Genomic DNA, 12,417 nt, shown 5'->3' with positions numbered 1-12,417 from the left:
CTTATCCGTTCTGGCGGGCACGGGCAGCAAAGCGTGCCCGCAGGATTGCCCAGACGCCGAGCGCGAACATGGGCGCGGAGAGAACCATTCCCATGGTCAGCCAGTTCCCTGCCAGATAGCCAATCTGCGCATCGGGTTCGCGGAAGAACTCCACGAAAATACGTGACAGCGCATATCCGGCAACGAAGGTGCCCGTCACGGTACCGGGTGTCTTCAGTGCCTTGAAGGCCCATATCAGTACGGAGAGAATGATCAGCAGCACGATGCCTTCCAGCCCGGCTTCGTAAAGCTGGCTTGGATGGCGGGCGAAAGGTCCGCCGGTCGGGAAGACGACGGCCCATGGAACATCCGTCAGACGACCCCACAATTCGCCATTGATGAAGTTGGCAATGCGGCCAAAGAACAGGCCGACGGGTGCAACAGCCGCGATGATGTCGAACATGCTCCAGACGGGAATGGCGTTGCGACGGGCAAAGAGGATCATCGCGATCGTGGTACCCAGGAGGCCGCCATGGAAGGACATGCCGCCATTCCAGATTTCGAAGGCGCGGACGGGGTTTGCCATGACCGCAGGCAGATCATAAAAAAGCACGTAGCCGATACGCCCGCCCAGCACGATGCCGGCTGCCGCCCAGATGATGAAGTCATCCAGATGGACCGGTGTCACGGGCGATTTGTCGCCCGGCCACAGTCGGTCCGTCATGCTCAGTTTGCGTGCGTAATACCAGCCAAGAAGAATGCCGACGACATAGGCGATGCCGTACCAATGAATCGAGATCGGGCCGATGGAAAAGGCGATCGGATCGATGTTGGGAAACGGCATGATCGAAAGCGAGGCAAGCGGTGAAAACAAGTCGCGTATTCCATTCTCTTGTTGTTGTCGAAAACACCGGGTTTTCGCACGGCAGGCAGTATTGGCACGATCTTTCCCGCCGGGCGAAAATGGCGGGTGAAAAGGGAGCGGTCAAGGCGATTCTTTGGCGCTTTCACGACTGTCACAAGTAAGGTTACTGCCCGTCATAATCCCGTTTTTGCTTGCAACGCGCCGAGGGAGTGCCTACCTGAAATGCATGAGCCGGATAGAGCAATATGTTTCTCCGGATGAAGACGAGGACACCGCGCCATGAGCACAACCGGAACGAACCGCATTTTCGATGAATTCGCGAAGCTGATGACTGATGCCGCAGGGGCGGCGCAGGGTGTACGCAAGGAAGTGGAACAGGCGTTTCACGCGCAGGCCGATCGCTGGCTGAACAGCCTCGACGTGGTCAAGCGTGAAGAGTTCGATGCCGTGCGCGAAATGGCGATCAAGGCGCGCGATGAGAACGACGCGCTGCGCGCCAGGATCGAAGCGCTTGAGGCAAAACTTTCCGGAAACGCTTCCTAAGCCAAATCCGATCTTCGATTTTGGACTTCTGTCAGACAGGCCGTGCCCTCAAAAAGGGCGCGGCCTTTTCAATTCGCGTGCTACCAACCGCCAACCTACGCGAGTGCGGATTCGTATAGAAAGAGCAAGCGTTTTCATCAGCATTTTTTTTCACTCTGTGGACACATCCAAAAAGCGCAATCGGCAGAGTCGGTTATGACTCCCAACTGATCCGACGCGCCAAGAGATATCCACGGTTCTCCCCGGAAAATGGGACGACGGGGGGTGGCGCTCGGACTCGCTCGTTATAGACTGATTTTAAATGATGATTCGAAACGAACTCGGTAAGCTCCAGACAGGTTCACTGCGTTAATCTGGCGGCGTCGGGCAATCGTCCTAAACTGATGTACCGGCATTTGTATGTGCGTTTTTGTGCTTTCGTGTGCGAAACAGAACATTCATCTCCGGCTGAAAAGGTGCCGTATGAGCCTAATAGAATTCGAAGTTGAACGTCTCTCCAACCCGGTCGATATGATCGAGTTCGTGGCGGCCGCCAACGATTGGTCTTTCGAGCGCTCGGGCGAGGACGAAATTGCCATGACGGTGGAAGGCCGATGGGCCGACTATCATATTTCGTTTTCCTGGATGGAACAGTTCGAAGCGCTGCATCTCGCCTGCGCCTTCGACATCCGGGTGCCCGACCATCGCGTCAATGAAGTGATCCGGCTTCTCTCGCATGTCAACGGCCAGACGCTCATGGGGCATTTTGACCTGTGGCGCCAGGAAGATGTCATCATCTTCCGTCAGTCGTTGCTTCTGGCAGGCGGTGCCGAGCCGACAAACCAGCAGGTCGAGGTTCTGCTGTCCAGTGCGCTTGAAGCCTGCGAGCAATATTACCAGGCGTTCCAGTTCGTCGTCTGGTCGGGAATGGATGCCAAGGCTGCGATGGATGCAGCCCTGTTCGAGACAGTGGGCGAGGCCTGATACGCGTGCTGTCCTTCGGTTCTAACCCTATCGTTCTCGTCGGCGCCGGCAACATGGGAGGCGCCATGCTTTCCGGCTGGCTGAAGAAGGGCGTTTCCGGCTCTTCGGTGATCGTCATCGATCCGCGCCCTTCCGACGCCATGTCCTCGACACTGAGCCAGGCTGGCGCTCGCCACTGCGAGAGCGCACCGGATGGCGTGACGGCCAGCATTCTGTTTCTGGCGGTCAAGCCGCAATTGATGGATGCGGTATTGCCGGGCTTGAAAGGTCTGGTCGGTGAAGAGACAGTCATCGTCTCGATCGCCGCAGGCAAGACGCTGTCGTCTATCGAGAGCCATCTCGGTGAGGCGGCGACCGTGCGTGCCATGCCCAACACACCCGCCATGGTGGGGCGCGGCGTGACCGGTGCTTATGCCAATGAGCGCGTTTCGTCCGACCAGCGTCAGCTGGTGGAAGAGCTTCTGGAAGTCAGCGGCCCGGTTGAATGGGTTGCGACCGAAGGTGATATCGATGCCGTCACTGCCGTTTCCGGCAGTGGCCCCGCTTATGTTTTCTATCTCGTGGAATGCATGGCAGAGGCAGGTCGCAAAGCCGGCCTGCAGGCGGACCTTGCCATGCGTCTCGCGCGAGAAACCGTCGCGGGGGCTGGTGAGCTTCTTTACCAGTCCTCCGACGATGCATCCAAGCTGCGCCAGAACGTGACGTCTCCCGGCGGCACGACGGCAGCCGCGCTTTCGGTGCTGATGGCCGAAGACGGCATGCAGCCCTTGTTCGACAAGGCGATTGCCGCAGCCAAGACGCGCGCGGAAGAACTGGCGAACTAAAGCATGTCGCGAAAAAGTGGTCACCGGTTTTGCGATAACGATATGCGACAAAACAAGGACTTAAAGCGTAAGGAGCGAATCTGAAAGATCGCGACATGCTTTAAAAGAGGGACGCGGATGAGCGCTGAGATCACCTATGCGGATTTCGAAAAGGTCGATATTCGCGTCGGCACCATTGTCGAAACCGAAGCTTTTCCCGAAGCGCGCAAGCCAGCCTTCAAGCTGAAGATCGATTTCGGTCCCGAGATCGGGATCAAGAAGTCGTCCGCCCAGATCACCGTTCACTACACGCTGGACAATCTGATCGGTCGACAGGTGCTTGCCGTCGTCAACTTCCCACCACGACAGATCGGGCCGTTTCGTTCGGAAGTTCTCACCCTCGGTTTTGCCGATGCCAATGGCGATATCGTGCTCGCTGCCGTCGAGCGCGATGTGCCGAACGGTGAGAAGATGTGCTGAGCGCGCATCGCGCTAAGGTGATTCTGACCCGGTCAGGCTGGAATTTTCACGATCACCCGCAGCCCACCCAGCGGGCTATCGTCCAGCGTCACGTCGCCACCATGGCTTCTGGCGATATCTCTCACGATCGAAAGACCAAGCCCGGTGCCGGATGCATTGAGGTTGCGCGCTTCATCCAGCCGGAAGAAGGGCTTGAAAACATCCTCTCGGGATTCCCGCGGAATGCCAGGGCCGTCATCATCGAAAACAAGGCTGACAGATCGGGGTGCGCGCCGCAGTTCAACGGAAAGCGTCTGCGCGTAACGTTGGGCATTGGCGGACAAATTGCCGATCAGCCGCGAAAAGGCGTTGGGGCGAACGGAAAGATGTGAGACGCCGTTGAGTTGAAACGTCATCGTCTTGCCGACCATGTGGAAATCACTTTGCAGTTTCTGCAGCAATGGCTCCACTTCCAGTGTGCCGACATCCTCTTCCGCATCATCGCGGGCAAAGGCGAGATAGGCTTCCAGCATCGACTGCATGTCATCGACATCCTTGTCGAGGCCTTCTAGATCCGGATTGTCGCTGGCAAGTGCGAGTTGAAGCTTGAAGCGGGTGAGGATGGTGCGCAGATCGTGGCTCACACCGTTCAGCATTGCGGTGCGCTGCTCCATCTGCCGCTCGATGCGTTCTCGCATGAGAATGAAGGCGAGGCCCGCGCGCCTGACCTCATCGGCCCCCTTGGGCGAATAGGCGGTGATCTTCTGGCCGCGTCCGAAGCTTTCAGCGGCTTTGGCCAGTGCCAGGATCGGTCGGATCTGGCCGCGCAGGAAGAGGATGGAAATACCCAGCAAAACAAGCGATGCGCCGACCATCCACACAAGGAAAATATGGGTGTTGGACGCATAGGTCTGGTTGCGACGCGTGAAGATGCGCAGCGTCTTATCGTTCAGCTGGATGCGGATTTCGACCAGCGATCCATTGCCATAGGTATCGATCCAGAAGGGCCTGCCGATCTGGGCTTTGATCTGATCGGCCAGGATGGAATCAAGGATGGAAAAGAAGGGTTGCGGCCGAGCAGGCGGCAGTTCCGTCTTCGGCTCGATATAGACGCTGAGATCCAGCTTCTCGCGTGCAATATTGATGACCCGCTGATAGTCGTCCTTTTCAGGATCCGTCTCGATCAGTTCGATGATGGCGGCAATATCGCGCGTGACGGCAGCAGAGAGGCGCTCTGTCACCAGCTGCCAGTGTCTTTCCATGAAGACAGCTGCGACGACCGCCTGCAATAGGACCATGGGCAGAATGATGATCAGCAGCGAGCGGGTATAGAGCCCGGTGGGTAGCCAGTGCCGCAGCCACCGCACGAAGAAGCGCCACCCTCGTGCCGGGGCGCTGTTTCGGGCGAAACTCATGAAATCGAGGCTTGCCATAAATCACCTGTCCATCCGGCTCTTTTCCGGACGCGCCAGAAGGGTGTGGTTCAATCCACGCTCAGACGGTAGCCGATGCCACGCACCGTCTGCAAATAGACCGGATTGGCCGGATCGTCCTCGATCTTGCGCCGCAGGCGGTTGATCTGCACGTCGATGGTGCGCTCCCCGACATCCGCGTCCGCATCCACCAGTTCATGCCGGGGAATGGTGTCGCCCGCGCGCAGCGCAAAGAGCATCATGATATCCAGTTCGCGGTCCGTCAGCCGGATCATCTCTGCACCGCGTCGAAGCTCCTTCTTGTGGAGGGAGAAGTTGAACGGCCCGAAGATGATCTGGTCGATTTTTGGCGTGTCCGGTGAGGTGTTGCGTCGCAGGATATTGTTGATGCGCAGCACGAGTTCGCGCGGATCGAAAGGCTTGGCAAGATAGTCGTCGGCACCCGCCTCAAGTCCGGCAATCCGCGAATCCGCTTCCGAGCGAGCAGTCAGAAGAATGACCGGCACGGTCTTGTTTTCGTTGAGGGATTTTGTCAACGACAGGCCGTTTTCACCCGGCATCATCACGTCGAGGATGAGAAGATCGAACTGGATGCCCTGCATCTTGCGGCGTGCTTCGGCGGCGTCTGCCGCAGCGGTAATGCGGTAGCCCTTATCGCTCAAGAAGCGCTGGAGAAGATCGCGGATACGCGCATCGTCATCGACGATGAGGAGATGGGGGGCGTCGTCATCCGCTGGCTGTTTTGGTGTGGCTGTGGCCATCGTCATTCTGCTCCCGTCTTTTCGGCGTCGCGCATTCTGGCGAGAAATTCAAGAACGCAGGTCCTTGCCTCCGTCGACATGCCCTCCAAGGCCCGCGCGATGCGGCGCGACTGCGGATCGCTCAAGGCAAGCGCCAGTTCGCGACCTGTCAATGTTGGGTAGAGCCTGCGCTGGCGACGGTCTTCGGGTCCCGCCATTTGGCGGATGTAGCCGTCGTCGATCAACTGCTTCAGCACGCGTGCGAGGCTCTGCTTGGTGATCTGCAGCGTATCGAGAAGATCGGCGACCGTCATGCCGGGGTTTCGGCAGACGAAATAGACCACACGGTGGTGGGCGCGCCCATAGCCTAGCTTCTCCAGAATAGCGTCCGGATCGGAGACGAAATCCCGATAGGCGAAGAAGAAGGCCTCAATCGTGTCGAAGTCGATCTTTGCATCATCGACATGGGGCAGGGCCGGAGCCTGTTTGACGGCAGCCTTTTTCAACGATTGGGCAGGCACTGTTCTTCCTTCACATTACCGAATGTGGACCATCATTATCACGAGATTGGCCCAAATGGTGTCCGACCCAGGCGTCTCTCGATCATTTTCTGTTGCGTTCGATAATATGCCGCAGGTTGAACATCAATGCCGAAGCTCGGCCAAGGCATAGGCAATTGCATGCAAGCAAAAGAGCGCGGGCATGCCGCGCTCTTCACTACTCATACACGGTGGTACTCTACGCGACTTTACTCGTACACATACACCACGCGGCGCGTGCTTGGTTCAACCAGAACGCGGCGATCGTTAACGCGGACGTAGCTGTACTCGTAGTCAGGAATGGTGACGAGTTCCGCGCTGGCAGGAACGGTCGTGCCGATGGCGACATCGCCCTCGACGCGCACGACGTTGCCCGGATGCTGATCGATATAGGTGATGACCTGTTCCGGCGGGTTCACCTCACCGACGCGACCGAGGTTCGGATCGCCTGGGTTCGGCTCTTCTTGCTGAACGCTGGCGGTCTTCTCGTAGGTCACGACCGGAACTTCGATGTCGGCGCGACGCTCGTGCAGAATGACGGGCGAGCCTTCATACATGACGTTCAGATAATCGGCATTGGCCCAGCCGCGAACGCCGTTGACTTCAATACGGCACCAGGCGCTGCCTTCGAGGCATCCGTCAAGAACCGCATTGCTGCCGCGCGTGGCAAGGCCCACTTCCGGGTAATCTTCGCCCGGGCCGGATCGCACGGAAATGTCAGATGCCGTGGTCGCAACCATGGCTGCATTGGCATAACCGGCGATCAAAGCGAAAGCGCCGCCAGCAATCATCAGTTTCAGCTTCTTGTCCATCTGTCTCTCTCCTTTGAAGACTGGGGCAAGAACGCAGCTTTTGCTTTTCCGTTCCCGGAATCGTGAACACTATGTTTGAAAAAGCACTATGCAGCCTGTTGTAAGATACTGATGTTATTGCCCATTTAACATTGTCGACAATGCTTTCGAAGCTTTGCTTTTTTTCACATTTCATTGTGCTATCGCGCATGGGAGTCTATAGGGAGGGCGGTTTTTTGAAAGCAGGAGGTCATCATGGGAAAGTTGCAGGCAGGGATCATTCCGGTCACGCCATTCGAGCAGAACTGCACCATTCTCTTCGATGAAGACACGAAGGAGGGCGTCGTTGTCGATCCGGGCGGAGATGTGGATGTCATCGTTCAGACCGTTGCCGAAAACGGCATCACGCTGAAGGAAATCTGGCTGACCCACGGTCATCTGGATCACGCAGGGGGTGCGAAGGAGTTGAAGGAACGTCTGTCGCTGACGATCACCGGCCCGCATGAGGACGATCGTCCGCTGCTCGAGCGGATTGAAACCCAGGCGCAGAAATATGGGATGACCGGCTTACAGAACGTGCTTCCCGATCGCTGGCTGAAGGATGGGGATGTGGTGTCCTTCGGCGACCACAGTTTCGAAGTCTATCATTGCCCAGGCCATGCGCCCGGCCACGTCATCTACTACAATCGCGCGCAGAGCTTTGCCCATGTCGGCGATGTGCTGTTCAATGGTTCTGTCGGTCGTACGGACCTGCCCGGCGGAAACCACGAGCAGTTGCTCGTCTCCATCCGCGACAAGGTGCTGCCTCTTGGCGACGATGTGGGGTTCATCTGCGGCCATGGTCCGGGCGGGCGTTTCGGTGAAGAGCGGCGCTCGAACCCCTACCTGCAAAATCTAGGACCGATCGGGGCTGCGCCTGCGGCTCCAGGCGGGATTGAGAAAAGTAAAAACTGATAGAGGCGAGGGCACCGCTTCTCAATCAGATCCATAAAAAAACCCGGCATTCCTGCCGGGCTTCAACTAGAAGAGAAAGTCGTTGTGGCTCAGCCAGCAATCTGAAGATTGACGGCCTTGGGGCCCTTGCCGCGACGATCCGGTTCCGTGTCGAAGCTCACTTTCTGGTTTTCTGAAAGACCGGACAGGCCGGAAGCCTGTACAGCAGAGATGTGAACAAAGATATCAGCGCCACCATTGTCTGGCTTGATGAAGCCGAAGCCCTTGTCGGTATTGAAGAATTTAACGGTGCCAGTCTCGGCCATGCATCAGGTCCTTTTCGCTCTGCCCGTGTTCAGCTCCAGGCAGCATTACAGTTTTGCCCGCTAGGGCGTACGGCAGGCAGTTCTTGATGTTTGAGAGATTGAACCATCGCCGTGGAAGTCTTGACGTTCTGATCAACGTTTTGTTGTTCCCACCGCTCGAAGTATTGTCTCCGATGCATCTATTTCTAGGTCTTCCCACGCTCGCAAATTGCCCGAACGGCGATAGAGTGATGTGTTTATTTAAAATTGGCAAGCAAAAGTTTTTAGGCGCCAACCGCGATCAATCGGGGGCGTTTAGACGCGTATAACGCGTGGCGCGGAATTTTTTCCCGTCAGGGCGTGGTTAAGAAAACAAAACCATCGTTAGCATTGGAATTTCCGGCAATTTTCGCTCACAGTGATGAAGACTTCATCAACGCATGGCTGAGTTCAGGCCATTTCGCCAAGTTTTCGTTGGCGTCTTTTCGTAAGTTCCGGCACCAGTTCCACCAGCAAAATGGCCGCAAAGATGATGGCGCAGCCAATGTAACCCGCCGTCGGGATGATCTCTCCCAGAAACAGGGACGCGAAAAGAGCACCGAACAGAGCCTCGGAGGACAGGAAGATCGCTGCTTGTGGCGCGGTGGTATAGCGCTGGCCGATGACCTGGAGAACGAAGGCAAGACCGGACGAGACGAGCCCGACATAGAGGATTTCGCGGATAGAAGCGGCGATCGCCTGGGTGTTGATCGGCTCGAAGAGAGCGCCGATGACCATGCTGAGAGTGGCGCAGACGGAAAACTGGGCGCAGGAGAGGGCAAGCGGTCGATTGCTGGCCATGACGGCACGCCCGGCAAGTGTGATCTGCACAGCCCAGAAGAAGGCGCAGGTGATGCTGAGGAAATCCCCTGTCGTCAAACCGCTGAAGGCGCCGCCCGAGAGCAGGAAGATGCCGATCAGCATCATCGTGGCGCCCGGCCACACCACCCAGTGCGGATAACGCCGATAGATCAGAACGGCGATCACCGGCACGAAGATGACGTAGAGCGCCGTCAGAAAACTGGAATTGGTGACGGAGGTGGTCAGCAATCCCACCTGCTGGGTGGTTGCACCCATGAACAGTGCCAACCCCACCAGACCGAAGGCGCGGTATTCCGCCTTGCTGGGTTTTGAGCCCATACGGCGTGCTTCCATGAGCGCGAAAGGCAGGACCGCAAGGGCCGCAACGGCGAAGCGCAAGCCGACGAACCAGAACGGACCGATGGATTCCATGGCTGTGGACTGGGCGACGAAACCGCCACCCCAGATCGCGGCAGCAAGAAGCAGTACGAGGTTTGCCTGAATGCGCGTCATTCTTCACCATCAAAGAAGCAACGCTCCGTTGCTTCATCGTCTTGTCGAAAAGGCGATCCGTTACCCCTGAGGCCCGGCGAGCAAAAGTGCTCCGTAAAACCGGCGGGGTTGCATGAAGCAGCAGATCTTGACCCTGAAGATGGCGGAGATATCGCTACGTATCGTAGCAGGTGCCTCGGACAGCCATTTCATCGGTGCTCTATCAGCAAGGGCGGGGTTCGGCAAGGCACGGGCAGGCGCGGTCAGTCGCGGTTGCGACGCAGACGGCTTTCGCGAATGCTGCTGAGCGTCAAGAGCACGCCGCCAACCGCCATGGTGCCAAAGCCGAGCACCACGAGGCCGGTGACGAAGATGCGATCCGATGCCTTTGAAATCGGTGCGCTGGCAATGGCCGATGTCGTCATGGGATCGACCGCTTCCGAAGCGTCGGAAGAGGTGGCAAGACCCGCTGCCATGGTGAGAATGACCATGATGGCCGCAAGCGCCATCCAAAGAGAGAACAGCATCTTTTGTATCTTCAGCCGATCTGCCAAATTCCGGTCATTCATAAGCATCGCCGTGGTCCTTGTCTCTTCTGCCCGCGTGCCAAAAAGAGGCTTGGAAGTGGACCCCTTGGAGACCGAATTTCGTCAGTCCGGCGTATTTATTGTGGCGAAAAAAAGACACCAGTTAACGAGAAGTTAAGGCTGGTAAATCTGCCGATTTTTTCGGCGTCTGCCCGTTTGTGGCGTGATGACCGGGCTTGCCTCGACACGATATCTTTCAGGCATGGACGCGGTTTCATGTGGGCGGGGCCAATCGCCCATTCTGCAACAAAGTAAATACGACTCATCGTATCTTTTGATGGGTTTTGACCTTGAAAGACTTTCGGTCTTTCGACATACCACTTGCCGCAGAGGGCGGCGTTCCGCCTGCAACTTCTGTCGATGTCAACTTCAATAGGACCGATAAAAATGGCCTTCCTTGCCGACATTCTCTCCCGCGTAAAGCCATCCGCCACCATCGCCGTTTCGCAGAAAGCTCGCGAACTTCAGGCACAGGGTCGCGATGTGATTGGCCTTGGCGCCGGCGAGCCGGATTTCGATACGCCCGACAATATCAAGGAAGCAGCCATTGCCGCTATCAAAGCGGGCAAGACGAAATACACGCCTGTCTCCGGTATTCCGGAACTGCGCAAGGCGATTGCCGAGAAGTTCAAGCGCGAGAACGGTCTGGACTACAAACCCGAGCAGACGATTGTCGGCACCGGTGGAAAGCAGATTCTTTTCAACGCCTTCATGGCAACCCTTAACCCGGGCGACGAAGTCGTTATTCCAGCACCTTACTGGGTGAGCTATCCGGAAATGGTGGCGATCTGCGGCGGCACGCCGGTTTTCGTCAACACCACGCTGGAAGACAACTTCAAACTGAAGCCGGAAGCGCTTGAAAAGGCGATCACGCCAAAGACCAAGTGGTTCATCTTTAACTCGCCATCCAACCCGTCGGGCGCGGCTTACAGCCACGACGAGCTGAAGGCGTTGACCGACGTTCTCGTCAAGCATCCGCATGTGTGGATCCTGACCGACGACATGTATGAGCACCTGACCTATGGCGACTTCAAGTTCGTGACGCCGGTGGAAGTGGAGCCTTCGCTCTATGACCGCACGCTGACGATGAACGGCGTTTCCAAGGCCTATGCCATGACCGGATGGCGTATCGGCTATGCAGCCGGTCCGCTGCAACTGATCAAGGCGATGGACATGATCCAGGGCCAGCAAACTTCGGGTGCCACGTCGATTGCCCAGTGGGCAGCCGTCGAGGCTCTGAACGGTAGCCAGGACTTCATTCCAGCCAACAAGAAGATCTTCGAAGGCCGTCGTGACCTCGTCGTCTCCATGCTGAACCAGGCCAAGGGCATCAATTGCCCGGTTCCGGAAGGCGCATTCTACGTTTACCCGTCCTGCGCCGGCCTGATCGGCAAGACGGCGCCGTCCGGCAAGGTGATCGAGACCGACGAAGATTTCGTCACCGAGCTTCTGGAAACGGAAGGTGTCGCGGTCGTTCACGGCTCTGCCTTCGGTCTCGGCCCGAACTTCCGCATTTCCTACGCGACGTCGGAGAAGCTTTTGGAAGAGGCGTGCAACCGCATTCAGCGTTTCTGCGCCAATTGCCGCTAAGCCTTGATGGCATTGATAAAAAGAAACCCGGCAGCGATGCCGGGTTTTTTATTGCTCGATGAGTTGGTCGATGTCGTCCCAGGCATAGACGATATTGTCCGAGCGCCAGATCGGTCCCGGGTCGCGAAACTCTGCGATCTTGCGCGCACGTAGCGCTTCGTAAAATCTGCAGGCGGGCTCATTGCCCTTGACGACGCTGAGGGCGACGGCGCCGTAGCCCATCGTTTTGGCGTGAATTGCCAGGTCCTTTAGAAGACGCCTGCCGATCCCTTGCCGTTGGAAGCTGGACAGGATGTAGAGGTTCTTGATCTCTGCACGGGATCCGAAGACCGGGTCCGATGGCTGGCCGATCGCGCCGATGCCGACGACCTCGCCCTTTACCTCCGCCATCAGAACCAGTTGGTGCGGCTCTGCCTCGGACAGTTTCTTCGTCCAGTAACGAAGCCGGTGCTCCTCATTGAGCGCTGCGATGACGGAAGGGGAGGCCAACTCCCGCATCGTCTCCCTCCAGACGTCGACATGGACGCGCGCGATGGCCTGCGCATTGCTCAACTG

The 12,417-nt window shown here is 57.4% G+C and carries 15 protein-coding genes; 6 read left to right on the top strand and 9 right to left on the bottom strand.

Annotated features, from left to right (window positions below; genetic code table 11):
* Nucleotide 1: 1 nt before the first annotated feature.
* A complete protein-coding gene (gene lgt / locus EYC79_RS19035; RefSeq protein WP_112360350.1) occupies nt 2–823 on the bottom strand; it encodes a prolipoprotein diacylglyceryl transferase in 822 nt (273 codons plus the stop codon).
* 300 nt (nt 824–1,123) lie between these two features.
* Here lgt and EYC79_RS19030 point away from each other — a divergent pair, with 300 nt between their 5' ends.
* The 4 genes from EYC79_RS19030 to EYC79_RS19015 all read left to right on the top strand — a co-directional run bounded on the left by EYC79_RS19030 (nt 1,124) and on the right by EYC79_RS19015 (nt 3,633).
* Nucleotides 1,124–1,387, top strand: coding sequence for an accessory factor UbiK family protein (locus EYC79_RS19030; protein WP_062426406.1), 264 nt, complete (start codon nt 1,124–1,126; stop codon nt 1,385–1,387).
* 462 nt (nt 1,388–1,849) lie between these two features.
* On the top strand, nt 1,850–2,350 hold the full coding sequence (locus EYC79_RS19025) for a type III secretion system chaperone family protein (protein WP_062440311.1): 501 nt from the start codon (nt 1,850–1,852) through the stop codon (nt 2,348–2,350).
* An 8-nt stretch (nt 2,351–2,358) separates the two neighbouring features.
* Nucleotides 2,359–3,174 (top strand): pyrroline-5-carboxylate reductase, encoded by an 816-nt coding sequence (proC, locus tag EYC79_RS19020; RefSeq protein ID WP_418123512.1) that lies wholly within the window; start codon nt 2,359–2,361, stop codon nt 3,172–3,174.
* A gap of 117 nt (nt 3,175–3,291) precedes the next feature.
* Entirely contained in the window at nt 3,292–3,633 is a 342-nt protein-coding gene (locus tag EYC79_RS19015; protein WP_111846840.1) for a tRNA-binding protein, read from the top strand.
* Between the two features lie 32 nt (nt 3,634–3,665).
* Here EYC79_RS19015 and EYC79_RS19010 read toward each other — a convergent pair whose 3' ends face one another.
* The 4 genes from EYC79_RS19010 to EYC79_RS18995 all read right to left on the bottom strand — a co-directional run bounded on the left by EYC79_RS19010 (nt 3,666) and on the right by EYC79_RS18995 (nt 7,136).
* Nucleotides 3,666–5,045 carry an ATP-binding protein gene (locus tag EYC79_RS19010; protein WP_130979102.1) on the bottom strand — a complete coding sequence of 460 codons (1,380 nt, stop codon included), beginning with the start codon at nt 5,043–5,045 and terminating at the stop codon, nt 3,666–3,668.
* A gap of 50 nt (nt 5,046–5,095) precedes the next feature.
* Complete coding sequence (locus EYC79_RS19005) at nt 5,096–5,806, bottom strand: response regulator (RefSeq protein WP_062426411.1); 711 nt, start codon at nt 5,804–5,806, stop codon at nt 5,096–5,098.
* 2 nt (nt 5,807–5,808) lie between these two features.
* The gene (locus tag EYC79_RS19000; RefSeq protein WP_062426412.1) at nt 5,809–6,306 is read right to left on the bottom strand and encodes a MarR family winged helix-turn-helix transcriptional regulator; all 498 of its coding nucleotides are present in this window, start codon (nt 6,304–6,306) and stop codon (nt 5,809–5,811) included.
* 227 nt (nt 6,307–6,533) lie between these two features.
* Nucleotides 6,534–7,136: a DUF1236 domain-containing protein gene (locus EYC79_RS18995; protein WP_113266872.1), complete on the bottom strand. Its 603-nt coding sequence runs from the start codon at nt 7,134–7,136 to the stop codon at nt 6,534–6,536.
* Between the two features lie 234 nt (nt 7,137–7,370).
* Here EYC79_RS18995 and EYC79_RS18990 point away from each other — a divergent pair, with 234 nt between their 5' ends.
* Nucleotides 7,371–8,069, top strand: a complete 699-nt coding sequence (locus EYC79_RS18990) for an MBL fold metallo-hydrolase (RefSeq protein ID WP_130979100.1) — start codon at nt 7,371–7,373, stop codon at nt 8,067–8,069.
* A gap of 89 nt (nt 8,070–8,158) precedes the next feature.
* Here EYC79_RS18990 and EYC79_RS18985 read toward each other — a convergent pair whose 3' ends face one another.
* The 3 genes from EYC79_RS18985 to EYC79_RS18975 all read right to left on the bottom strand — a co-directional run bounded on the left by EYC79_RS18985 (nt 8,159) and on the right by EYC79_RS18975 (nt 10,212).
* Nucleotides 8,159–8,374 carry a cold-shock protein gene (locus EYC79_RS18985; RefSeq protein ID WP_003494703.1) on the bottom strand — a complete coding sequence of 72 codons (216 nt, stop codon included), beginning with the start codon at nt 8,372–8,374 and terminating at the stop codon, nt 8,159–8,161.
* A gap of 429 nt (nt 8,375–8,803) precedes the next feature.
* Nucleotides 8,804–9,706, bottom strand: a complete 903-nt coding sequence (locus EYC79_RS18980; protein WP_130979098.1) for a DMT family transporter — start codon at nt 9,704–9,706, stop codon at nt 8,804–8,806.
* Nucleotides 9,707–9,948: 242 nt separating this feature from the next.
* Nucleotides 9,949–10,212, bottom strand: coding sequence for a hypothetical protein (locus tag EYC79_RS18975; protein ID WP_130979096.1), 264 nt, complete (start codon nt 10,210–10,212; stop codon nt 9,949–9,951).
* 447 nt (nt 10,213–10,659) lie between these two features.
* On the opposite strand from EYC79_RS18975, the gene EYC79_RS18970 reads away from it, so the two are divergent.
* Nucleotides 10,660–11,862, top strand: coding sequence for a pyridoxal phosphate-dependent aminotransferase (locus EYC79_RS18970; protein ID WP_062426417.1), 1,203 nt, complete (start codon nt 10,660–10,662; stop codon nt 11,860–11,862).
* 48 nt (nt 11,863–11,910) lie between these two features.
* Here the strand turns inward: EYC79_RS18970 and EYC79_RS18965 are convergent, their stop codons facing one another.
* On the bottom strand, nt 11,911–12,414 hold the full coding sequence (locus tag EYC79_RS18965) for a GNAT family N-acetyltransferase (protein WP_205654437.1): 504 nt from the start codon (nt 12,412–12,414) through the stop codon (nt 11,911–11,913).
* Nucleotides 12,415–12,417: the final 3 nt, after the last annotated feature.

The sequence above is a fragment of the Agrobacterium cavarae genome (assembly GCF_004310285.1).
Lineage (GTDB): Bacteria > Pseudomonadota > Alphaproteobacteria > Rhizobiales > Rhizobiaceae > Agrobacterium > Agrobacterium cavarae.
Note: the sequence above shows the minus strand (reverse complement) of the source record. Positions and strands in the feature narration are given on the sequence as shown.